This window comes from Paracoccus pantotrophus (genome assembly GCF_008824185.1).
Classification (GTDB): domain Bacteria; phylum Pseudomonadota; class Alphaproteobacteria; order Rhodobacterales; family Rhodobacteraceae; genus Paracoccus; species Paracoccus pantotrophus.
In genome coordinates this window covers 1,331,450-1,353,439 of sequence record NZ_CP044423.1, presented here as the reverse complement: position 1 = coordinate 1,353,439, position 21,990 = coordinate 1,331,450, and the positions used below count along the sequence as shown (strand labels likewise).

The window sequence follows — 21,990 nt, the reverse complement described above, 5'->3', positions numbered from 1 at the left end:
GCCGCCCCTTTCGGGACGGCCCAATGCTTCGCCAAAGGCGGGTCGTCGGCTTACATCATGCCGCCCATGCCGCCCATGTCGGGCATGCCGCCGGCCGGGGCCTTGGGCTCGGGCTTCTCGGCGATCATCGCCTCGGTGGTGATCAAGAGGCCGGCCACCGACGCGGCGTCCTCCAGCGCGGTGCGCACCACCTTGGCCGGGTCGATCACCCCGAACTTGAACATGTCGCCATATTCCTCGGTCTGGGCGTTGAAGCCGAAGGCCTTGTCCGAGGATTCGCGCACCTTGCCGGCCACCACGGCGCCGTCGACGCCGGCATTCTCGGCGATCTGGCGCATCGGCGCCTCCAGCGCGCGGCGGATGATGGCGATGCCGGCTTCCTGGTCCGAGTTCGCGCCGGCCAGGCCTTCCAGCGCCTTGGCGCCCTGCACCAGCGCCACGCCGCCGCCGACCACGATGCCTTCCTGCACCGCGGCGCGGGTCGCGTTCAGCGCGTCGTCGACGCGGTCCTTGCGCTCCTTGACCTCGATCTCGGTCATGCCGCCGACGCGGATGACGGCGACGCCGCCGGCCAGCTTGGCCACACGCTCCTGCAGCTTCTCGCGGTCGTAATCCGAGGTGGTCTCCTCGATCTGCTGGCGGATCTGCGACACCCGCGCCTCGATCTCGGCCTTCTCGCCGGCACCGTCGACGATGGTGGTGTTGTCCTTGTTGATCGAGATCTTCTTGGCGCGGCCGAGCATGTCGATGGTGACATTCTCCAGCTTCATGCCCAGGTCTTCCGAGATCACCTGGCCGCCGGTCAGGATCGCGATGTCCTGCAGCATGGCCTTGCGGCGGTCGCCGAAGCCCGGCGCCTTGACGGCGGCGATCTTCAGCCCGCCGCGCAGCTTGTTGACGACCAGCGTGGCCAGGGCCTCGCCTTCCACGTCCTCGGCCACGATCAAGAGCGGCTTTTGCGACTGGATCACCGATTCCAGCAGCGGGACCATCGGCTGCAGCGACGACAGCTTCTTCTCGTGCAGCAGGATATAGGCATCCTCCAGCTCGGCGATCATCTTGTCGGCATTGGTGACGAAATAGGGCGAGAGATAGCCGCGGTCGAACTGCATGCCCTCGACGACCTCGACCTCGGTCTCCATGCCCTTGTTCTCTTCGACGGTGATCACGCCCTCGTTGCCGACGCGCTGCATCGCCTCGGCGATCTGCTGGCCGATGAAGGCCTCGCCATTGGCCGAGATGGTGCCGACCTGCGCCACTTCCGAGCTGTCGTTGACCGGGCGGGCGGCGGATTTGATCGCTTCCACGACCTTGGCGGTGGCCATGTCGATGCCGCGCTTGAGATCCATCGGGTTCATGCCGGCGGCGACCGCCTTCATGCCCTCGCGCACGATGGCCTGGGCCAGCACCGTGGCGGTGGTGGTGCCGTCGCCGGCCTCGTCATTGGTGCGCGAGGCGACTTCGCGCACCATCTGCGCGCCCATGTTCTCGAACTTGTCGGAAAGCTCGATCTCTTTCGCGACCGAGACCCCGTCCTTGGTGATCCGCGGCGCCCCGAAGGACTTGTCGATCACCACGTTGCGACCCTTCGGGCCAAGCGTCACCTTGACCGCATCGGCCAGGATGTTCACGCCCTTCAGCATCCGGTCGCGCGCGTCGCTGTTGAACTTAACTTCTTTCGCAGCCATGTGGCTCACTCCTTCCTGAGCAGCATTCTTTGGTTGGATCCTGGGAAATGGCCGTCAGGCGGCCTTCTTGGCGCTGGCCGGGGCCTCGATCACGCCCAGCACGTCGCTTTCCTTCATGATCACCAGATCCTCGCCATCAAGCCGGATCTCGGTGCCCGACCACTTGCCGAACAGGATGCGGTCGCCGGGCTTGACGTCCAGGGGCGTCAGCGTGCCGTTTTCGCTGCGCGCACCCGGACCCGCGGCCAGAACCTCGCCTTCCTGCGGCTTTTCCTTGGCGCTGTCGGGGATGATCAGGCCGCCGGCCGTCTTTTCCTCGGCATCGATGCGGCGGACCAGAATACGGTCATGGAGTGGACGGAACGTCATATCGTTCTCCTCATGGACAAACAGATTGCGAGAGGTTCCTCCGCGCCGGCCAAGCGTCCGGCACGGGGTTCACGCGACCCTGCTGGCATCGCGCGACACAGGAATTGGCACGCAAGCCGGCGGTTTCAAGGGGTGGCGCGAAATATTTTTGGCACTCGCTGACATCGGCTGCCAACAGACTGATGCCTGCGTGCAATATTGTGTGATTCCAGTTGCCTCGGCCCGATGCAGGGGCTTGACCTGCGCCGGGACCGCGCCAAACTTTTCCTAGTGGGAATGGTTCGTTCAGACTGATGCCGAGGGTTTCATGACGGACACGTATCTCTCTGCCGCCCGCGATCTGGTGATCGAGGGGATGCGCGAAAGCCAGGTCGCCTTGTCGTCGGAGCTGGAGTATCACCTTGCCTCGACGCTGGCACATTACATGCATCGTCCCATCGCCCCCGACCGCCTGACGCTTCGGTTGATGGACGCGGCGCAGCGGCGGGCGAGAAAGGGCGAGTCGCGCCGGATCGGGGACGAATGCCTGATCTCCTGCGCCTTCTTCGCGGCGCGGCTGACGCGGCAGGGCGGCTCCATCGTCCATTATGCCGGCCTGGGGCAGAGCGCCTATGAGATCGCCGGGATGCCGGATGTGGCCCATGGCTTTCCCGACATGCTGGACGTGCTGCAAGCCAGCAGCCCGCATGTGGAAGAACGCCCCCTGCCGTCCAGGGACGGCGAGGCCGAGCAGGAACCCAGGATCCTGCTTCTGGCGCCGAGGTTCCGGCACTGAGCCCGGCGCTATTCCTCGGGGTCCGGCTCGGCTGCCTCGAGGATGGCGACCAGTTCGGCGACGCGGCCCCTGGGCAGGGGGCGCCCCTCGTTGATCATGGCCTCGTCGGCATTGAGCCAGCCCCAGGCCTCGGCCAGTTCCTCGACCGTGGCATCCGTCCGGCTGATCTGGGCGATCAGCGTCTCGTCGACCGGACCCAGAACGGCCCTGATGTCATCAAGTCGCATGGTTGCTTCCCGTGATCTTCTTGCGGCCTGCATCCGATAGATAGGGATCTTGCGGGCAGGGAGAAGGGCGCGCGGGCCCCTTGAAGCGTCGTTTCGCCACCCTAAATCGTGAATCGCCGGAAGCCTTTGACGGGTCCGGCAAGGCCGGGCGGACGCCAAGGCGTCCCACGGCGGAAAACTTGTACCCATGTTGCTCAACGGAGGATGTGGCTATGAGAACCACTTTCGACTTTTCCCCCCTCTATCGGTCGAGCATCGGCTTCGACCGGATGCTGAACGCGCTGGAAGCGGCAAGCCGGGTCGAGACCATCGACAACTGGCCGCCCTATGACATCACCAAGACCGACGAGAACGACTACCGCATCGCCATGGCGGTGGCGGGCTTTGCGCCGGATGAGCTGACCGTCACCCAGGAGCGCAACATGCTGGTGGTCACTGGCCAGAAGGCGGGCGAGGACAAGGGCCAGTACCTGCATCGCGGCATCGCCGAGCGCAGTTTCCGGCGGCGTTTCCAGTTGGCCGATCATGTGAAGGTGATCGGTGCCGATCTGGCGAACGGGCTGCTGACGATCGACCTGCGCCATGAGCTTCCCGAGGAAATGAAGCCGCGGCGGATCGAGATCGCGACGGCCAGGATTCCGGCCGAACCCGATCCGAAGCTGGTCGAGGGCGGCAAGCAGGCCGCCTGAGGCCTTTCATTCCCGCGATCCGCGCCTGGCGCCGGCATGGTCCGGCGCCGATGGCGACCTGTTGCCAATGAAGGAGGAAAACCATGAATGTCCGTGACCTGATTCCCTGGAACCGCAATGACAGCCAGCTTCCCGCCAGCTTCCGCGAGGGCGACCGCGATCCCTTCCTGTCGCTGCATCGCGAAGTGAACCGGCTGTTCGACGATGTCTTCCGTGGCTTCGGCCTGCCATCCGCCGGTGCGGTCCCCGCCTTTGGCGGCGGCTGGCCGAGTGTCGAGATCTCTGACAACGAAAGGGAGATCACCGTGACCGCCGATGTGCCGGGCCTCGAGGAAAAGGACATCGAAGTCCTGCTGAATGACGGCGTGCTGACCTTGAAGGGCGAGAAACGCTCGGAGACCGAGGACAAGGACCGGCAATTCTCGGAACGCTACTATGGTCGCTTCGAGCGCCGCATCCCGCTGGGCGCCGAGATCCGCGAAGACGGGGTCGATGCGCATTTCAGGAACGGCGTGCTGACCGTGACCCTGCCCAAGACGGAAAAGGCGCAGTCGCAGGTCCGGCGCATCGCCATCAAGAGCTGAGCCAAAGGCGGGCGCGGGGCGGGCCATGCCCGTCGCGCCCCGCCTTTCGCCCTGGGCCGCGCGACCCGCCAGCGGGCAGTCGGCGAGCTTGCATCTTGCGGGTCACGTGCCCGGGCCGTCCTTGTCGCAGGGGCCTTGCGGCCGTCAAGGCGACAGGAAGCCCGCCGGGAAAGAGGCGCGTGATCCGGGCTTTTCGGGCGCGGCGTGCCAGGTTCGACAGGCTTGATGGCCCGACGATCAGCCCGATCAGCCTTGTCCGGCCGCCGCCATTGTCCGATGCTGGCAGCATGACCGCGCCCTATTCCTTTCGGAACGATCCCCTGGTCCCGCGATTCGACGATTCCGTGCCGCTGGCCGTCATGGATGGGGAATGCGCCGTCTGCAGCTGGGGCGCGCGGATGATCCACCGGCTCGATCGCTCGGGGACGGTGCGGATATGCCCGGTGCAGACGCCACTGGGCAAGGCGCTTTTGCGGCATTACGGGCTGGAGGCGGAAGATCCCCCGAGCTGGCTGTTCATCGAGGACGGCATCGCGCATTCCGATTGCGATGCGCTCGTCCAGGCCGGGCGGCGGCTTGGCGGTCTCGGCAGGCTGGCCGCGCCGTTGCGGATCCTGCCACGCGGGCTGCGCAACTGGCTCTACCGCCGCTTCGCGCGCAATCGCTATCACCTGTTCGGCAGGTCGGACATGTGCGCCATCCCGGACCCGGCGTTCCAGCGAAGGCTGCTGCGCTGACCGGTCCGGTCATGGACGCCCGCTGCCGCGCATCGGGACGAAGCGCCGCCGCATCGTCATCGCCGCCGAGCGGATGAAGGCCGCCTCGGAAGGGCGCATCCCTGCGCGCCCAAGGCCGGCCCGGTGATCAAGTCTTGGCCGCGCTGCTCCAGGTCCGGCATCGGCCCGGATCGTCCTTGATCCGGCTCTCGCGACATTTGCTTGACGCTTGGCTATATCGTTACATACGAATGTATGCATCTCTATCATTCCCGGGGGAGAGCGGGGCGGCAGAGGCAAGCGGGGTGGAAACGAGGCCCCGGACAAGGGAGGGAAAGATGAACAGAACAGAACCAGGCCGCCTTGCGGCTCTGGCCGGAGGCGTGATGCTGACGGCAATCCTTGGCGCACAGCCTGCCAAGGCTACGAATGGCTATTTTGCCAATGGCTATGGCGGCACCTCGAAGGGGATGGCCGGGGCGGGCGTCGCGATCCCCACCGGCGTGCTGGGCCTGGCCCAGAACCCGGCCACGGGTACCGCCTTGCCGACGCAGGCAGGGATTTGCCTGACCGGCTTTCAACCCGAGCGCGGCTTCAGCATCGCGCCGGGCGGGCCGTTGGCCGAGGGTCGCCAGACCAGCGACAACAGCCTTTTCTGGATCCCCTGCGGCGGGTTCAACTACAATCTGGACGAGCAGAGTTCGGTCGCCGTCTTCATGTTCGGCAATGGCGGCATGAACGTGGAATACGGCACCAACCCTTTTGCCGGCCTTGCCCCGAAGGTGACCACCGACCCGCTGGGGATCAATCTCGAACAGGCCTTCATCAGCCTGAACTATGCCCGCAGGCTGACCCCCCGGCTGTCGGTGGGCCTGGGGCCGGTGCTTGCGGTGCAGCGGTTCAGCGCAACGGGGCTCGAACCCTTCGCCGGCATGTCCGTCCAGCCCGGCGCCCTGACCCATGGCGGTGACGATTGGTCGACCGGCCTGGGGATGTCGCTGGGCCTGATTTACCGGCTGGACAGCCAATGGAGCCTGGGTGCGTCGTGGCGCAGCCACATCGACATGCGGCCATTCGAGGATTACGCGGGCCTTTTTGCCGATGGCGGCGATTTCGACATTCCGGCGGTGGCGACGCTGGGCGTGGCCTTTCGCCCCTCCGGCAATCCCGGCCTGACGCTGACCGCCGAATATCAGCGCATCTTCTATGGTTCGGTCGAATCGCTGGCCAATAGCGGGGCGATGCTGGCCGCGCCGCTCGGCAGCGCCGGTGGACCCGGATTCGGCTGGCAGGACATGGATGTCATCCGCATCGCCGCCGCCCAGAAAGTGAACGACAGGCTGACGCTTCGCGGCGGCATCAGCCACGCCTCGAGCTTCATCGACGACGATGGCGAGGTGCTGCTGAACATCCTGGCCCCGGCCACGCCGCGCTGGCATGCCTCGATCGGGTATAGCTACAGGCTCAGCGAGCGGGCCACGCTGACCGGCAGCTATACCCATGCCTTCCACGAAACGGAATCCGGCGCCAACCGGACGCCGGGCCTTGGCCAGCAGACCACCCTGTTCATGGAGCAGGACGAGATCTCCATGGGCATCAGCTGGGATTTCTGAGCGCCTCGGGGGCACCCCTGCGGTGCCCCTTGCCCGTTCCGCTTGGGAAAGCTCCATGGCGGCCGTATCATGCGCGGCGGCGCCGATCCCCTGTCAGGGGCCGGCAGCCTGCATCACATCGTTGAACACCTGGTATTCATCGGCGAAATACCGTCGCAGCCGGTCGAGCTCGTCTGCGTCGTAGTGCTTCAGGATATTCCCGGCCGGAACCGGGTTGACATGCGCATGCCCCAGCTCCACCGGGCCGCCAAGAAGCCTTTGCGCGAAGCCCTCCAGGCTCGCCAGGGTTCCGACGGAACCGAGCCATTTCGACGCGGTGGCGGTGTTGGGGATGTGAAAGCGATAGCCGCGCCGGATATGGGCGATCGACCTGGTGGCGAAATCGACGGCCGAGGTTTCGTATTCCCCGTCCGACAATATGGCGTCGAGATAGGCGCGCGCGTCCCGGAAATGCAGGAAGGCGGTGGCCTCCTCGACGGTCCAGGGGCTCTGGTAGGTCGGGCGCCCTTGCCGCAGGCGCGACATGAACCCGCTGATGATGCGCTCCAGCGGGTCGCGCAGGACCAGGGATATCCTGATGCCGGGAAACGCCGCCCTGATCCTGGGGACGGTCCAGTCGTGGTGAAAGATCAGCGGGACGCGGGACGGTTCGGTCGAAGCCACCCTTTCGGCGGCCGCCCGGAAGGTCGTCCCGCCGGTCTTGCCGATGTGCAGATAAGCCCTTGTGCGGTCACGCCCTTCGGAAATCTGCCTGAGGATGAGGGGGTCGTCGGTCATGGCGTCCTGGGAATCGGCGTTCCGGGAAACCCTGCTTCGGGACCATTCGTCCATCAAGCTGGCGTTGCCGGCCCGAGCAAAACCTTGCGCATCTGCCCGGGCCGTTTGGGCAGGAACGGGCCGTTCGATTCCCGGCCGGCTGCCGCTGGCGCGGCCGGCGCGCTAAGCTTGCAGGCATGGGAACGACGCTTTTTTTGTCCATGACGGCGCTTGCCGCGTTTCTTGTCGGTATCGACCGCAAGGGCGCAATCCGTCTGCTGGCCTTTGGGCTTGGCGGTATGGCTGCGGCGGTGGCGCTTTGGGTGATGATCGCGCTGATTGCGGTCTATCGGCCCTTCTGACGTCGCCCGGCTTGTATCGGCGCGACTTCTGGCGCATGGCGGCGGTGCCGGGCGCGCTTGTCGCAGCCAGGGGCCGGAACCGGCGGCGATGTTTTGTCCGGTCCTGAAATTACTAAGATATTTCAAAGAGTAATGGCGGAGAGGGTGGGATTCGAACCCACGGAACCCGTGAAGGCTCAACGGTTTTCGAGACCGCCCCGTTCGACCACTCCGGCACCTCTCCGCGCTTTCGGGTGGTGGCGGCGATTTAGACGGGCGGGGGTTGAAGCGCAAGGGCCTTCGCGTCAAAACCGCGAAAAATTTGTCTTGCGGGGGAATCATGGGCGGAATGCGCAGGGCCGGGAGGATCGCCAGCTCCAGGAAGCCGCAGCCATGCCGCTGCTGATCGGACCGCTGGCCCATCCGCTTCTGCGCGCCCGCCTGGCCCCGCAGGCGGCCGAGGCCGGTTCGCTGCAAGGCCGGCTGGAAGGCGGCGGGCTGGCCGGGATCGCCGCCGATGGCTGGCCGCGGTTTGCCGCCGGCGACGAAGACCTGCCGCTGTGGCAGGCCGACTGGACGCCCGCCCTGCGCCGCTATGCCGAGATCTTCGGACTGGTGCCGCAGAGCCATCATGGCCGGGAACTGCTGGGCCTGGGCGAGGCGGCAAGCGATGCGCCCGAATGGCAGCCGGAGCTGGCCGCTGCCATGGCGGACCGGCTGCTGGCCCTGCCCGCGGATCGCCCGGCCGGGGCGATCCGCAAGCGCCTGCCGATGATCGCGACCTGGCTCGCCTCGCGCCGGCGCGCCGCGGCCGAAACCGCGGATCTGCCGCATGTCGGCCCGGCCGCATCCGAACGGGTCAGGATGGAGCCGGTCGAGGAACCCTATGCCGAATATTTCTCGGTCGAGGCGATCCGGCTGAGCCAGCACCGCAATGATGGCGGCTGGACCGATCCGCTGGCGCGCGCCGTCTTCGTCTCGGGCGATGCGACGGTGGTGCTGCCCTGGGATCCGCTGCGCGACCGGGTGATGCTGATCGACCAGCTGCGCGCCGGGCCCTTGGCGCGCGGCGATGCCCAGCCCTGGCTCTACGAGACCGTGGCCGGCCGCGTCGATGCCGGCGAGACGCCACAGCAGGCCGCCCGGCGCGAGGCGGTGGAAGAAACCGGCATCGCGATTTCCCGCCTTTTCGCCGCGCCGCACAACTATCCCAGCCCCGGCGCGGTGGCGGAATACCTGTATCTCTATGTCGGCATTGCCGACCTGCCCGACGGCAGTGCCGGCCTTGGCGGGCTTGCGACCGAGGACGAGGATATCCGCTCGCACCTTGTCCCGCGCGCCGAGCTGACGCGCATGGCGCTGGCGGGCGAGATCCGCAACGGGCCGCTGCTGAACCTGGCGCTGTGGCTGGAATTGCGCCACCAGGACATTCGCCGCGAACTGGTGCAGGAAGGCAAGACGGTTCCCGCGGGGTTGCCGCCGTCATGGGGCGACGTGTAAACCGGGCGAGAACATCCTGCGAAAGGCCAAGCCCATGCGCATCTGCCCCGACCTCGCCTCTGCCATCGGCAACACTCCCCTGATCCGGCTGCGTCGCGCCTCGGAAGAGACCGGCTGCGAGATCCTGGGCAAGGCCGAGTTCATGAATCCGGGCCAGTCGGTCAAGGATCGGGCCGCGCTCTACATCATCAAGGAGGCGGTGGCGCGCGGCGAGCTGAAGCCGGGCGGCACCATCGTCGAGGGCACGGCGGGCAATACCGGCATCGGGCTGGCGCTGGTCGGCGCCTCGATGGGCTTCCGCTCGGTCATCGTCATCCCCGAGACGCAGAGCCAGGAGAAAAAGGACATGCTGCGCCTGGCCGGTGCCGAACTGGTCGAGGTGCCGGCGGCGCCCTACAAGAATCCCAACAACTACGTGCGCTATTCCGGCCGCCTGGCCGAGGAACTGGCGCGGACCGAGCCGAACGGCGCCATCTGGGCCAACCAGTTCGACAATGTCGCCAACCGCCAGGCGCATCTGGAAACCACCGGCCCCGAGATCTGGGAACAGACCGGCGGCCGCGTGGACGGTTTCATCTGCGCGGTCGGTTCGGGCGGCACGCTGGCCGGCGTCGCCATGGCGCTGCAATCCAGGGGCGTGAAGATGGGCCTGGCCGATCCCGAGGGCGCGGCGCTTTACAGCTTCTATACCGAGGGCAAGTTCGACGCGCCCGGCTCGTCGATCACCGAGGGCATCGGCCAGGGCCGCATCACCGCGAACCTGGAAGGCTTCACGCCCGATTTCGCCTATCGCATCCCGGATGCCGAGGCGCTGCCGGTGATCTTCGACCTGCTGGAATATGAAGGGCTCTGCCTTGGCGGCTCGTCGGGGGTGAACGTGGCCGGCGCGATCCGCATGGCAAAGGACATGGGGCCGGGCCACACCATCGTGACGGTGCTTTGCGACTATGGCACGCGTTACCAGACCAAGCTGTTCAACCCCGAATTCCTGCGCGCCAAGGGCCTGCCGGTGCCGGAATGGATGGCCCGCAGGCCGGCCGACCTGCCCGAGGTCTATCAGGACTGAAGCGAACCATGCCCCGATTTGCCGCGCTGCCCCGGCTTGCCTTGCTGATCCTTGCGCTGTTCCTGGCGCTCGGCCAGCCCGTTCTGGCCCAGCCCGAGCAGGAGGCGCCGAATCTGACCGCCTGGAACAAGCTGGCCGACCAGGCCGAGCAGATCCTGGAATCCGGCTCGGCCAACGATGTCCGGTTGCAGACCATCCGCGACGAGGTGGTGAAATGGCGCGAGCGGCTGAAGGCGGGCCAAAGCGTCAACGCCACCCGCATCGCCACGCTCAAGGACCAGATCGCGGCGCTGGGGCCGGCCCCGGCCGAAGGCCAGACCGAGCCCGAGGAGATCGCTGCCCGTCGCAAGGAACTGGGCGAACAGCTTGCCACGCTGCAGGCACCGGGGCTGCAGGCGGTCGAGGCCTATGGCCGGGCCGACGGCATCGTGGCGCAGATCGACCAGACCCTGCGCGCCCGCCAGACTTTCGCGCTGATCCGCAAGACCCCCTCGCCGCTGAACCCGGCGCATTGGGGGCCGGCCGTGGCCGAGGCCGGCCATGTCGCAAGCCGCATCTATGCCGAGGCGCGGGGGCGCTGGGACAGCACCGCCGTCTCGTCGGACCGTGCCGAGCGGCTGGTCGTTGCCGTGGTGCTTCTGGTGGCGCTGCTGCTGTTGTCGCGCGGCCGGCGCTGGGTCGATTCGCTGCCCTCGCGGCTTTCGGCCCGCGCCAGCGAACGGTCGCGCGCGGCGCTGGTCTTCGGCGTCTCTCTGGGCCAGATCGCCATCCCGATGTTCGGGCTGATCCTGTTCGCCTCGGCGTTGGTGCTCTCGGGCCTGTTCGACGAATGGGGCCTGCCGCTGGTGATGTCGCTGGTGGGGGCGGGCGTGTCCTTCTTTGCCGGGCTGTGGCTGGCGCGGCGGCTGTTCCCGGCGCCCGACACCGCCGTCGAGCCGCCCTTGCCGATGAGCGAGGAGCGCCGCGCCAAGGCGCGCTTCCGGGCGACGCTTCTGGCCGCTGCCCTGGCGCTGCATCAGCTTTTCTCGCGCTCGATCCTGCCGCTTTCGGGCTTTCACAGCCAGAATGACAGCGACACCGTTCCGCAGCGGCTCAGCGAGGCCTCGGCCGGGGTGTGGCATTTCCTGCTGGTGCTGTTCGGCGCCTTCTGCCTCTTGCGGCTGTGCAACATGCTGCGCGGCCTGCGCCAGCCCGAACCGGCCGATACGCCCGATTACCGCATCCGGGTGGTGAATTTCCTGGCGATGATGGGACGGCTGGTGGCGGTGGCCGCGCCGGCGCTGGTGGCGGTCGGCTATGTCACCGCGGGCAATGCGCTGCTTTGGTCCTCGGTCATGACGCTGGCGCTGGTCGGGCTGCTGATCATCCTGCAGGATTTCATCGCCGATCTCTACGCCCTGGCCAAGGGCGGCGACCGTTCGGCGCGCGATGCGCTGATGCCGGTGCTGATCGGCTTTGCGCTGATCCTGCTGTCGCTGCCGGTTTTCGCGCTGATCTGGGGTGCGCGGGCCAGCGACCTGGCAGAGGCATGGACCAGGGCGCAGCAGGGTTTCTCGCTGGGCGGCGTGCGGCTGTCGCCGATGGCGCTGCTGACCTTCCTGATCGTCTTTGCCATCGGCTATTTCCTGACCAATTTCGTGCAGGGTGCCTTCCGCAGCTCGATCCTGCCCAAGACGAAACTGGATGCGGGCGGGCAGAACGCCGTCACCTCGATGATCGGCTATGTCGGCGTGGCACTGGCGGCGGTCTTTGCCGTGACCTCGGCCGGGATCGACCTGACCTCGCTGGCCTTCGTTGCCGGTGCGCTGTCTGTCGGCATCGGTTTCGGCATGCAGCAGGTGGTGTCGAATTTCGTCTCGGGCATCATCCTGCTGGTCGAGCGGCCGATCGCCGTCGGCGACTGGATCGAGGTTGGCGGCCAGCAGGGCATCGTCAAGAAGATGGCGGTGCGGGCCACGCAGATCCAGACCTTCGACCGCACCCAGGTGATCGTGCCGAATTCGAACCTGATCACCCAGCCGGTGACGAACTGGACGCGCGGCAGCCTGGCGGGGCGCATCATCGTGCCGATCACGGTGGGGGTGACGGCCGACAGCCGGCAGGTGGCCGCGCTTCTGCGCGAGATCGCCGAGGACCAGCCGACAGTGCTGGTGAACCCGCCTCCTGCGGTCCTGTTGCGCAGCATCACGCCGACGGGGCAGAATTTCGAACTGCGCGCCGTGCTTTCCGACATCAACGGCGGCGCCTCGATCGTCTCCGAGATCAATCACCAGATCCTGGAACGCTTTGCCGCGGCGGGGATCGTCCTGCCCGGCAGCGTGCGTGGCGCGCAGGACGTCTACCTGCACCAGGCCGAGGGAGAGGCGCCCGCCGCCCTTTCCCTTGCCGGCCCGCAGGACCAGCAGGATCGCAGCTAGTTGAGAAGCGCGCGCCGCGCCTTGCGCTTCTTCGTTCGCCAAATACCCCTGGCGCCTAACGGCGCAGGCCGCTGGGCGGTTCCTGTTCGGGCAGGCCCTCTTGCGACAGCATGATCGCCACCGGGCGCAGCCAGGGGATCTGGGCGCAGACGATCATGATCGCCACCATGATCGGCACGGCCAGGAAGGTGCCGGCGATGCCCCAGACCACGCCCCAGAAGGCCAGAGACAGCACGATCCCGAACGAGGACAGCCGCAGCGTCTGGCCCAGCAGCATCGGGTCGAAGACATTGCCGATGATGAACTGCACCGCCACGGTCAGCCCGCCCACGGTCAGCGTCACCGCCGGGTCGCCGGTCTGCGCCAGCACCATGGCGATGGTGATGACCGTGGCGGCGATCGAGCCCAGGGTCGGGATGAAGTTCAGGATGAAGGTCAGCATGGCCACCGCCCCGGCCAGGTCCAGCCCCTGCACCCGGAAGATCGTCCAGATCAGTGCCGCCGTGACCGCGCTGATCGCCGCCTTGACCACCAGGTAGCGGTTCACCCGGCGCATGATCTTGTGGACCGTCTCAAGCACCTGCCGGGCCTGGTCCGGGTCGCCGGTCAGGCGCTCGATCTTAATTGGGAACCAGATCCGCTCGCTGAACATGAAGCCGACGAAGGTCAGGATCAGCACCGAGCCCGAGATCAGGTTCGAGGCCTGCGCCGCCGCCGAGCGTATCCAGCCGGCGAAATCGATGCTGCCCATGAAGGTGCCGATCGCCTCCTGCACGTTCGGCCCCCAGCGCTGGCTAAGCCGCGCCAGCGCCGCCTGCGCCCGGTCGGCATAGACGATCGAGGTCGAGACCACCTCGTTCACCTGCGCCACCACCGCCGTCGCGGCCCAGAGCAGGCCCACGGCAATGGCGATCAGCGCCAGGGTGGTGGCCAGCCAGTTCGGCACCTTCAGCCGGGCAAAGGCCGAAATCGCGTCGCTGGTCAGCGAGAAGATGATGATCGCCAGCACCAGGCAGATCAGGATGAAGCGCGCCTGCACCAGCAGGAACAGGATCAGGCCAAAGGCGATCACGCCCAGAAAGCCGGTCTGCAACCGCTCGCTCAGATGCGAGTCCCGCCCGTCCAATCGCGTCCCCTCATGCTTTCCGGTGCCGGGGCGCGGCCTGCGTGCGCGCCCCGGCCATGTCTCAGGTTTCGGCCTCATCCTCGCCATTCTCGGCGATGCGGGCAACAGAAACCACTTCCTCGCCCGGCGCCGTGTTGAAGACGCGCACGCCGCCGGCGGAGCGCGAGCGGAAGCTGATGCCGTCCACCGGTACCCGGATCGACTGGCCGGTCGAGGTGGCCAGCATGATCTGGTCGTCGCGGTCCACCGGGAAGCTGGCGACCAGCGGTCCGCCGCGCATCGCCTTGTCCATGGCCATGACGCCCTGGCCGCCGCGGCCGCGCACCGAATAGTCATGCGACGAGCTGATCTTGCCGGCACCGCGCGCGGTGATGGTCAGGATCAGATCCTCGGCCGCCGACATCTCGGCATAGCGTTCCTGGCTGATCGCGGTCTCGGCGACGGCATCCTCATCCTCGTCGGCCTCGGCGCCGTCGTCCAGCGCGCCCTCGACGGCGCGGCGCATCTTCAGATAGGCGGCGCGTTCGGCCGGATCGGCCTCGAAATGCCGGATCACCGACATGCTGACCACGCGGTCGCCGGGCGCCAGGCGAATGCCGCGCACCCCGGTCGAATCGCGGCCCTTGAACACCCGCACATCCGTGGTCGGGAAGCGGATCGCCCGGCCGGCGGCGGTGACCAGCATCACGTCGTCATTCTCGGTCGCCATGCGGGCGCCGATCAATTCCACCCCCTCGGGCAGCTTCATGGCGATCTTGCCGTTGCGCATGACATTGGCGAAATCCGACAGCGCGTTGCGGCGCACGTCGCCTTCCGAGGTGGCGAAGACCACCTGGTAGTCGTCCCATTCGCTTTGCGGCGCATCGACCGGCATCAGCGCGGCGATAGAGACACCGGGCTGGATCGGCAGGATGTTGACGATGGCCTTGCCCTTGGCGGTGCGCCCGCCCAGCGGCAGCCGCCAGGTCTTCATCCGATAGACCATGCCGTCGGTGGTGAAGAACAAGAGCTCCGTGTGGGTATTGGCGACGAACAGGGTAGTGACCACGTCGTCTTCCTTCGTGGCCATGCCGGACAGGCCCTTGCCGCCGCGCCGCTGGGCGCGGAACTCGGCCAGGGCCGTGCGCTTGATATAGCCGCCCGAGGTGATGGTGACGACCATGTCCTCGCGCTCGATCAGATCCTCGTCGTCCAGATCGCCCGCCCAGTCGGTGATCTCGGTCCGGCGCGGCACGGCGAACTGGCTTTTCACCTCGCGCAGCTCGTCCGAGATGATGCCCATGATCCGCTCGCGCGAGGCGAGGATGGCCAGGTATTCCCGGATGGAATCGGCCAGCGTCTTCAGTTCGTCGGTGACTTCCTGCACGCCCAGCTGGGTCAGGCGCTGCAGGCGCAGTTCCAGGATGGCGCGGGCCTGGGTCTCGGACAGGTTGTAGGTGCCGTCCTCGTTGACCGGATGCAGCGGATCGTCGATCAGCTTCAGATATTCCACGATCTCATGCGCCGGCCAGCGCCGGGTCATCAGCCGCTCGCGCGCCTCGGCGGCATCGGCCGAGGAGCGGATGGTCGCCACCACCTCGTCGACATTGCTGACCGCCACGGCGAGGCCGCACAGCACATGCGCGCGCTCGCGCGCCTTGCGCAATTCGTAGGCGGTGCGGCGCGCCACCACCTCCTCGCGGAAGGTCAGGAAATGGGTCAGGAAGTCGCGCAGCGTCAGCTGCTCGGGCCGGCCGCCGTTCAGCGCCAGCATGTTGGCGCCGAAGCTGGTCTGCATCGGGGTAAAGCGGAACAGCTGGTTCAGCACCACCTCGGCGGTGGCGTCGCGTTTCAGCTCGATCACCACCCGCACGCCGACGCGGTCGGATTCGTCCTGGACATGGGCGATGCCCTCGATGCGCTTTTCCTTGGCCAGTTCGGCGATCTTCTCGATCAGGCTGGCCTTGTTCACCTGGAAGGGGATCTCGTCCAGGATGATGGCCTGGCGGCCGGCGCGGGTCTCCTCGATCCGGGTCTTGGCGCGCAGCACGATGCTGCCGCGCCCTTCCAGATAGGCCTTGCGCGCGCCCGAGCGGCCCAGGATGATGCCGCCGGTGGGGAAATCCGGGCCGGGCACGATCTCCAGCAGCCGCTCGGTCGGCAGGTCCGGGTTCTCGATCAGCGCCAGCGTGGCGTCCACGACCTCGCCCAGGTTGTGCGGCGGGATGTTCGTGGCCATGCCGACGGCGATGCCGCCGGCGCCGTTGACCAGCATGTTCGGGAAGCGCGCCGGCAGGACGGTCGGCTCGCGGTCCTTGCCGTCGTAGTTGTCCTGGAAATCGACGGTGTCCTTGTCGATATCCATCAGCAGATAGGCCGAGGGCTTGTCCATCCGCACCTCGGTATAGCGCATGGCCGCCGGGCTGTCGCCGTCCATGCTGCCGAAATTGCCCTGGCCGTCCAAAAGCGGCAGCGACATGGAAAAGTCCTGCGCCATCCGCACCAGCGCGTCATAGATCGAGGCGTCGCCATGCGGGTGATACTTACCCATGGTGTCGCCGACCGGGCGGGCCGACTTGCGATAGGGCTTGTCATGGGTGTTGCCGGTCTCGTGCATGGCGAAGAGCACGCGGCGATGCACCGGCTTCAGCCCGTCGCGCAGGTCGGGAATCGCCCGGCTGACGATCACCGACATGGCATAGTCGAGATAGGAGGAGCGCATCTCGTGCGCGATGTCGATCACCGGGCCGTCGTGATGCATCACGGCGCGCTCCGATCCGCCGTTCTCGGGGGTATCGTCGTCGTTTTCAGGGATGTCAGCCACGGGGGAAACCTCAAGATCTTGTTGGGCATGGGTCTATCCCATACCCGCCTTGGGTGCAATCTTGACGGGCCGCCCCGGCGCGGGAATTGCGGCTCAGGCCAGCCCGGCCTCGCGCCTGCGGCCGCGGACCGAGGCCAGCCACAGCGCCGAAAGCCCGGCCGAGAAGATGGCGTTCCAGCCGGCCATGGAAATGCCGAACAGGCTCCAGGCCACCTCGTCGCAGCGCACGACCGGCGCTTTTTCCAGCGCCGCCATCAGATCCTGCGTGGACATGCTGGCCAGGCCTGACACGCCGCCCGAGCAATGCTGCGGCCCTTGCCAGACCTGCAGCTCGACCCCGGCGTGATAGATGGCAAGGCCGGTGGCGCAAAGCGCGGCGATCAGCCCCAGCGCCGCCAGCCAGCGTTTCCAGCCGAAGAACCAGATCAGCCCGCCGATGATCGCGGCCACCAGATGCGGCCAGCGTTGCAGGATGCAGAGCTCGCAGGGCGCATAGCCCAGGCCCTGGAAGGTCAGCGCGGCGGCCAGCAGCGCGGCGGAACCGGCGCCGGCGGTGACGGCGATATGCTTGCTCGAAAATCCGTTCATGGCTTCCGGTTAGGACCGCGCGCGGCGGCCTGCAAATGCCAATCGCGTGAACTCAATGCGGCTTCCAGGTGACGACGCGGTAAAGATAGATCGCCACCACGGCCACCACCACCAGCTTGGACAGCGGATCGACCCAATCCGCGACCAGCGCATAGTTTTCATGCAGCATCAGCCCGGCGAATGTCAGCACCCCGGTCCAGAGCGCGCTGCCGATCACGGTATAGAGCAGGAATTTCCACATCGGCATGCGCGCCAGCCCGGCGGGAACCGAGATCAGTGTCCGAATGGCCGGGATCATGCGGCCGAAGAACACCGCCATGGCGCCGTGGCGCTGAAACCAGTCATGCGCCGCGTCGATATCCGCGGGTGAGAGCGTCAGCAGCCGGCCATGACGGGCGGCGAAACGCTTCAGCCGCTCCTCGCCGAACCACAGGCCGATGTAATACCACATCAAGGTGCCCAGCACCGAGCCGATGGTGCCGACCAGGATGGTCAGGGTCAGCGACATGCGGCCGCTGCCGGCCAGGAAACCGGCCAGCGGCATGATCACCTCGGAGGGGATGGGCGGGAAGACGTTCTCGGCCACCATGAGCATCAGCACGCCGAGATAGCCCCAGCTCTCGATCGTCGAAACCACCCAGTCGAACATGGCTGCCCCTTTCGTTTCGGGACGTGCTGCGGGCTGGGGCCGGAACTGTCAAGCCCGCGCGCGTGTTGCGCCATGGCGGGGTTGCGATAACCTTGGCAGGCGGGACCAGCGGCAGGGAGGACGGCGCGATGGAATGGCGGGGCAGGCGCGGCAGCCGGAATGTCGAGGATCGTCGCGGCATGGGCCGGGCGGCGGGCGCCGGCGGCATGGGCGTCGTCGGGGTTCTGGTGGTGCTGGCGGTGGGGTATTTCTTCGGCATCGACATCTCGCCCATCGTCGGCGCGCTGGACGAGGGCGGCCGGACCGGCGAGCCGCGCGAACTGACGCAGGAGGAGCGCGAGATCGGCCAGTTCGTCTCGGTGGTGCTGGCCGATACCGAGGAGGTCTGGGCCGGCGTGCTGCCCGACCAGGCCGGCGTGTCCTATCAGGATCCGGGACTGGTGCTGTTCTCGGGCGCGGTGCAATCGGCCTGCGGCGGCGCCTCGGCGGCGATGGGGCCGTTCTATTGCCCCGGCGACCGCAAGGTCTATCTGGACACGGATTTCTTTCGCGTCATGGCCGGCAAGATGGGGGCGGGCGGCGATTTCGCCTATGCCTATGTCATCGCGCATGAGGTTGGCCATCATGTGCAGAACCTGCTGGGTACGCTTTCCGAGGTGAACGGGCTGCGCGCGCGGCTGGGCGAGCGCGATGCGAACCGGCTGTCGGTCGCCACCGAATTGCAGGCGGATTGCTATGCCGGGATCTGGGCGCGCCAGGCCAGCGAGCAGTTCGGCAGCATCGAGGAGGGCGACATAGACGAGGCGATCAATGCCGCCGCCGCGGTGGGCGACGACACGCTGATGGAAAGTGCCGGCCGGGCAGTGGTGCCCGATGCCTTCACCCATGGTTCGGCCGCCGAGCGCCAGGCCTGGTTCAAGCGCGGCTTCGCCTCGGGACAGATGGGACAATGCGACAGTTTCGCGGCCGTGGGGAACTAGGGCGGCGGCGCGGGTGGCGCGGCCGCAGGGGTATTTGCAGAACGAAGAAGCGTAGGGCAATGCCCTTGGCGGGGTGGCCGCCGGAATATTCGGGGAAACGGTGAAAGACGGTGCCGCGGCGGGGTGCGCCAACCTGTCGCGGCGGGGTCTGGGGCCAGGTCAGGGGCGCTGCAGCTGGATGCCGCGCGGGCGTTCGGTGGTGGCCCAATCGGGCCAGAGCCCGACATGTTCGAGCCCGGCAAGCAGCAGGCCGGCCGCGATGACGGCAAGAACCAGCTTGACCCTTTGCGCGCTTGGCGGGTTTCGTGCCCAGCGAGAGGCCCGGATCAGCCAGATGAGGTTGTTCATGCGCCCGTTCCTTTGCTAGTGCTGCCCCCGGAAACCGAAAATGCGCCGGGACGCCCTCTTGCCTCAGCATAGCGACAGCCGAATCCTGCCCTATACCGCCGACCAGATGTATGCGCTGGTGGCCGATATCGAAAGATACCCCGAGTTCCTGCCCTGGAACACCGCCGCGCGTATCCGGGCGCGTCGGCCCGGCGCCTCGGGCAGCGAGGTGGTCGAGGCCGACCTGGTCATCAGCTTCAAGGTGTTTCGCGAACGCTTCGGCTCGCGCGTGACGCTGTGGCCCGAGACGAAGCGGATCGACACCGAATATCTGGACGGGCCCTTCAAGTACCTGCGCAGCGGCTGGAGCTTCGCCGACCTGCCGGAGGGCGGCTGCAAGGTCGAGTTCTTCGTCGATTTCGAGTTCCGCAACGCCATCCTCGGCAAGGTGATCGGCGTGGTCTTCGGCGAGGCGATGATGCGCATCGTGCGCGCCTTCGAGGATCGCGCCAAGGCGCTTTACGGCGCCTGACGCGCGTTTTGCCAGATGGCGTGGTCGGCGGCCAGGGCGGTGCGCAGCCGCGCCTCGGCCTCGGGCGGCAGGTCGGTGACGGCGGGGGGCGAGACATTGCTGCGCCGCAACTCGATCGGCTTGCCCAGGCGTTGTGTCAGGAATTGCGTCAGTGCCGGCATCGCCTCGTAGCGGAAGATGTGATCGACTGCGATCTGGCCGTCATCGTCCACCAGAAAATCGGATTGCCGGCCCAGCCGGGCATGGGCGGGGCGTTCGCCGGGGCGCAGGTAATCGTCCACGAAACGCTGGAAGCTGACAAGGGCGGTGCTGTTCGGATGGCCGATCAGCTCGTCGCGGGCGCGAAAGCGATACCAGCTGCGCAGCCAGTCGAGCGGCTCGCGGATCACCGCGACGGTTTCGAACGCGGGCTCGCCCAGCGGCTCGAGCAGCGGCCGGATGCGGGCCAGATAGTGCCGCAGGTTCAGGTGCTTGATCTCGGGGCGGCTGCGAAAGACGATCTCGGCCCTGGGCGCCAGCGCCTGTTCCAGCGCCGTCGTCCCGGTCTTGGGCACCGACAGAAGCACGAGGCGGGGCTGGAGAAAGATCAGCATGAGAGGGACATGAACACGGCCATGCCGCCGCTTAGCGGTCCCGGCCGGTGCTGGCAAGGCGGGCCGGGATACGGCCCGCCCGCTGCGGCATCAGATCACGCCGAAGGCGCGCATCGGCTCGGCCACGCGGATGAAGCCGGCGATGTTGGCGCCGATGACGTAATCGCCCGGCGCGCCGAATTCCTCGGCCGTGCTGTAGCAGCTGTCATGGATGTCGCGCATGATCTCGGCCAGCTTGGCCTCGGTTTTCTCGAAGGTCCAGCGGTCGCGCGAGGCGTTCTGCTGCATCTCCAGCGCCGAGGTGGCGACGCCGCCCGCATTTGCCGCCTTGCCGGGCCCGAACTTGACGCCGGCCTGCTGGAAGGTGCGGATCGCCTCGGGGGTGCAGGGCATGTTCGCGCCCTCGCCGACCGCGGTCACGCCGTTCTTGACCAGCTTCGCGGCATCCTTGCCGGTCAGCTCGTTCTGCGTGGCCGAAGGCATGGCGACCTCGCAGGCCACGTCCCAGATCGAGCCCTCGCCGGATTTCACGAAATAGGCGCCGTTGCCTTCGCCCTTCATCCGCACGTATTGCGAGATGCGGCCGCGGCGCACTTCCTTGATTTCCTTGAGGAGGCCGAGGTCGATGCCGCCCTCGTCCACGATATAGCCCGAGCTGTCCGAGCAGGCGATGACCTTGCCGCCGAATTCCTGCACCTTCTCGATGGTGTAGATCGCGACATTGCCCGAGCCCGAGACCACGACCGTCTTGCCGTCGAAATCGGTGCCGCCGGTCTTCAGCATGGCCTGGGTGAAATAGGTGTTGCCGTAGCCGGTCGCCTCTTTGCGCGCCAGCGAGCCGCCGTAGAACAGGCCCTTGCCGGTCAGCACGCCCGCCTCGTAGCGGTTGGTCAGGCGTTTGTATTGCCCGAACATGTAGCCGATCTCGCGCGCGCCCACGCCGATGTCGCCGGCGGGCACGTCGGTATATTCGCCCAGGTGGCGGTAAAGCTCGGTCATGAAGCTTTGGCAAAAGCGCATGATCTCGCCGTCCGAGCGGCCCTTGGGGTCGAAGTCCGAGCCGCCCTTGCCGCCGCCGATGGGCAGGCCGGTCAGCGCGTTCTTGAAGATCTGCTCGAAGCCCAGGAACTTGATGATGCCCACGTTCACCGAGGGGTGGAAGCGCAGCCCGCCCTTGTAGGGGCCCATGGCCGAGGAGAACTGCACCCGGAAGCCGCGGTTGATCTGCACGCGGCCCTTGTCGTCGGTCCACGGCACGCGGAAGATGATCTGGCGTTCGGGTTCGCAGATGCGCTCGATCAGCGCGTCTTCCAGGTAGTCGGGGCGCTTGGCGACGACGCGGCCAAGGCTTTCCAGAACCTCGCGCACGGCCTGGTGGAATTCGGGCTCGCCCGCGTTGCGGCGGACCACCTCCTCATAGATGGGGGCAAGCTTGTCGTCGATCTGCGGCATGTCGCGGAATCCTTTCCCTTGGGGTCGGAGGGCTCCTTAGCCCAAGGTGCGGGCAGTTTGAATGGGGCAAGAGCAATATTCGGGCAAAATGCCCGTTTTTTTGGCGTAACGTCGGCGGGCGTTGGGAATAATCCCATGAATATCAGTGGTTAGCGCGATTGCCTTCTGCCCGTTGCCAAGGCAGCGGCTTTTTGTCGCG

At 66.9% G+C, this 21,990-nt stretch carries 22 protein-coding genes and 1 tRNA gene; 11 read left to right on the top strand and 12 right to left on the bottom strand.

Annotated elements, in window-relative coordinates; genetic code table 11:
* Positions 1 to 50: 50 nt before the first annotated feature.
* Together groL and ESD82_RS06530 are read right to left on the bottom strand one after the other, a co-directional pair.
* Positions 51 to 1,688: a chaperonin GroEL gene (groL, locus tag ESD82_RS06535; protein ID WP_024845659.1), complete on the bottom strand. Its 1,638-nt coding sequence runs from the start codon at positions 1,686 to 1,688 to the stop codon at positions 51 to 53.
* A 54-nt stretch (positions 1,689 to 1,742) separates the two neighbouring features.
* Complete coding sequence (locus ESD82_RS06530) at positions 1,743 to 2,057, bottom strand: co-chaperone GroES (RefSeq protein ID WP_147428728.1); 315 nt, start codon at positions 2,055 to 2,057, stop codon at positions 1,743 to 1,745.
* Between the two features lie 307 nt (positions 2,058 to 2,364).
* Between ESD82_RS06530 and ESD82_RS06525 the strand changes: the two genes are divergently transcribed.
* A complete protein-coding gene (locus ESD82_RS06525) occupies positions 2,365 to 2,832 on the top strand; it encodes a hypothetical protein (RefSeq protein WP_024846104.1) in 468 nt (155 codons plus the stop codon).
* 8 nt (positions 2,833 to 2,840) lie between these two features.
* Here ESD82_RS06525 and ESD82_RS06520 read toward each other — a convergent pair whose 3' ends face one another.
* Positions 2,841 to 3,059 carry a hypothetical protein gene (locus ESD82_RS06520; protein ID WP_147428729.1) on the bottom strand — a complete coding sequence of 73 codons (219 nt, stop codon included), beginning with the start codon at positions 3,057 to 3,059 and terminating at the stop codon, positions 2,841 to 2,843.
* Between the two features lie 212 nt (positions 3,060 to 3,271).
* Here ESD82_RS06520 and ESD82_RS06515 point away from each other — a divergent pair, with 212 nt between their 5' ends.
* The 4 genes from ESD82_RS06515 to ESD82_RS06500 all read left to right on the top strand — a co-directional run bounded on the left by ESD82_RS06515 (position 3,272) and on the right by ESD82_RS06500 (position 6,661).
* A complete protein-coding gene (locus tag ESD82_RS06515) occupies positions 3,272 to 3,748 on the top strand; it encodes an Hsp20 family protein (RefSeq protein WP_024846106.1) in 477 nt (158 codons plus the stop codon).
* Between the two features lie 83 nt (positions 3,749 to 3,831).
* Positions 3,832 to 4,332, top strand: coding sequence for an Hsp20/alpha crystallin family protein (locus ESD82_RS06510; RefSeq protein ID WP_147428730.1), 501 nt, complete (start codon positions 3,832 to 3,834; stop codon positions 4,330 to 4,332).
* Positions 4,333 to 4,619: 287 nt separating this feature from the next.
* Positions 4,620 to 5,069: a thiol-disulfide oxidoreductase DCC family protein gene (locus ESD82_RS06505; RefSeq protein ID WP_024846108.1), complete on the top strand. Its 450-nt coding sequence runs from the start codon at positions 4,620 to 4,622 to the stop codon at positions 5,067 to 5,069.
* Between the two features lie 317 nt (positions 5,070 to 5,386).
* Positions 5,387 to 6,661 carry an OmpP1/FadL family transporter gene (locus tag ESD82_RS06500; protein WP_167521702.1) on the top strand — a complete coding sequence of 425 codons (1,275 nt, stop codon included), beginning with the start codon at positions 5,387 to 5,389 and terminating at the stop codon, positions 6,659 to 6,661.
* 93 nt (positions 6,662 to 6,754) lie between these two features.
* On the opposite strand, the gene ESD82_RS06495 is transcribed toward ESD82_RS06500, so the two are convergent.
* Positions 6,755 to 7,495, bottom strand: a complete 741-nt coding sequence (locus tag ESD82_RS06495) for a sulfotransferase (RefSeq protein ID WP_147428732.1) — start codon at positions 7,493 to 7,495, stop codon at positions 6,755 to 6,757.
* A 143-nt stretch (positions 7,496 to 7,638) separates the two neighbouring features.
* Between ESD82_RS06495 and ESD82_RS21730 the strand changes: the two genes are divergently transcribed.
* A complete protein-coding gene (locus ESD82_RS21730) occupies positions 7,639 to 7,779 on the top strand; it encodes a hypothetical protein (RefSeq protein WP_155984402.1) in 141 nt (46 codons plus the stop codon).
* Between the two features lie 133 nt (positions 7,780 to 7,912).
* On the opposite strand, the gene ESD82_RS06490 is transcribed toward ESD82_RS21730, so the two are convergent.
* Positions 7,913 to 8,002: transfer RNA gene (locus ESD82_RS06490), tRNA-Ser, on the bottom strand.
* A 149-nt stretch (positions 8,003 to 8,151) separates the two neighbouring features.
* Between ESD82_RS06490 and ESD82_RS06485 the strand changes: the two genes are divergently transcribed.
* From ESD82_RS06485 to ESD82_RS06475, 3 genes are read left to right on the top strand one after another with little or no spacing between them, the layout of a single operon-like run.
* Positions 8,152 to 9,258, top strand: coding sequence for an NUDIX domain-containing protein (locus ESD82_RS06485; protein ID WP_024844955.1), 1,107 nt, complete (start codon positions 8,152 to 8,154; stop codon positions 9,256 to 9,258).
* Between the two features lie 34 nt (positions 9,259 to 9,292).
* Complete coding sequence (locus tag ESD82_RS06480) at positions 9,293 to 10,324, top strand: cysteine synthase A (RefSeq protein ID WP_024844954.1); 1,032 nt, start codon at positions 9,293 to 9,295, stop codon at positions 10,322 to 10,324.
* Positions 10,325 to 10,332: 8 nt separating this feature from the next.
* Entirely contained in the window at positions 10,333 to 12,741 is a 2,409-nt protein-coding gene (locus ESD82_RS06475; RefSeq protein ID WP_024844953.1) for a DUF3772 domain-containing protein, read from the top strand.
* A gap of 55 nt (positions 12,742 to 12,796) precedes the next feature.
* Here ESD82_RS06475 and ESD82_RS06470 read toward each other — a convergent pair whose 3' ends face one another.
* The 4 genes from ESD82_RS06470 to ESD82_RS06455 all read right to left on the bottom strand — a co-directional run bounded on the left by ESD82_RS06470 (position 12,797) and on the right by ESD82_RS06455 (position 17,907).
* Complete coding sequence (locus ESD82_RS06470; protein WP_024844952.1) at positions 12,797 to 13,867, bottom strand: AI-2E family transporter; 1,071 nt, start codon at positions 13,865 to 13,867, stop codon at positions 12,797 to 12,799.
* 61 nt (positions 13,868 to 13,928) lie between these two features.
* Positions 13,929 to 16,670: a DNA gyrase subunit A gene (gyrA, locus tag ESD82_RS06465; RefSeq protein ID WP_208852031.1), complete on the bottom strand. Its 2,742-nt coding sequence runs from the start codon at positions 16,668 to 16,670 to the stop codon at positions 13,929 to 13,931.
* Positions 16,671 to 16,763: 93 nt separating this feature from the next.
* Positions 16,764 to 17,258 (bottom strand): disulfide bond formation protein B, encoded by a 495-nt coding sequence (locus ESD82_RS06460; protein ID WP_028710478.1) that lies wholly within the window; start codon positions 17,256 to 17,258, stop codon positions 16,764 to 16,766.
* Between the two features lie 52 nt (positions 17,259 to 17,310).
* Positions 17,311 to 17,907, bottom strand: a complete 597-nt coding sequence (locus ESD82_RS06455) for a DedA family protein (protein ID WP_024844949.1) — start codon at positions 17,905 to 17,907, stop codon at positions 17,311 to 17,313.
* 128 nt (positions 17,908 to 18,035) lie between these two features.
* Between ESD82_RS06455 and ypfJ the strand changes: the two genes are divergently transcribed.
* A complete protein-coding gene (gene ypfJ, locus ESD82_RS06450; RefSeq protein ID WP_024844948.1) occupies positions 18,036 to 18,887 on the top strand; it encodes a KPN_02809 family neutral zinc metallopeptidase in 852 nt (283 codons plus the stop codon).
* A 159-nt stretch (positions 18,888 to 19,046) separates the two neighbouring features.
* Here ypfJ and ESD82_RS06445 read toward each other — a convergent pair whose 3' ends face one another.
* Positions 19,047 to 19,235, bottom strand: coding sequence for a hypothetical protein (locus tag ESD82_RS06445; protein ID WP_024844947.1), 189 nt, complete (start codon positions 19,233 to 19,235; stop codon positions 19,047 to 19,049).
* Between the two features lie 58 nt (positions 19,236 to 19,293).
* Here ESD82_RS06445 and ESD82_RS06440 point away from each other — a divergent pair, with 58 nt between their 5' ends.
* The gene (locus ESD82_RS06440; RefSeq protein WP_147429175.1) at positions 19,294 to 19,746 is read left to right on the top strand and encodes a type II toxin-antitoxin system RatA family toxin; all 453 of its coding nucleotides are present in this window, start codon (positions 19,294 to 19,296) and stop codon (positions 19,744 to 19,746) included.
* On the opposite strand, the gene ESD82_RS06435 is transcribed toward ESD82_RS06440, so the two are convergent.
* A complete protein-coding gene (locus ESD82_RS06435) occupies positions 19,734 to 20,339 on the bottom strand; it encodes a gamma-glutamyl kinase (protein ID WP_147428733.1) in 606 nt (201 codons plus the stop codon). The genes ESD82_RS06440 and ESD82_RS06435 overlap by 13 nt on opposite strands.
* Positions 20,340 to 20,429: 90 nt before the next feature.
* A complete protein-coding gene (gene gdhA, locus ESD82_RS06430) occupies positions 20,430 to 21,791 on the bottom strand; it encodes an NADP-specific glutamate dehydrogenase (RefSeq protein WP_024844944.1) in 1,362 nt (453 codons plus the stop codon).
* Between the last annotated feature and the right edge of the window lie 199 nt (positions 21,792 to 21,990).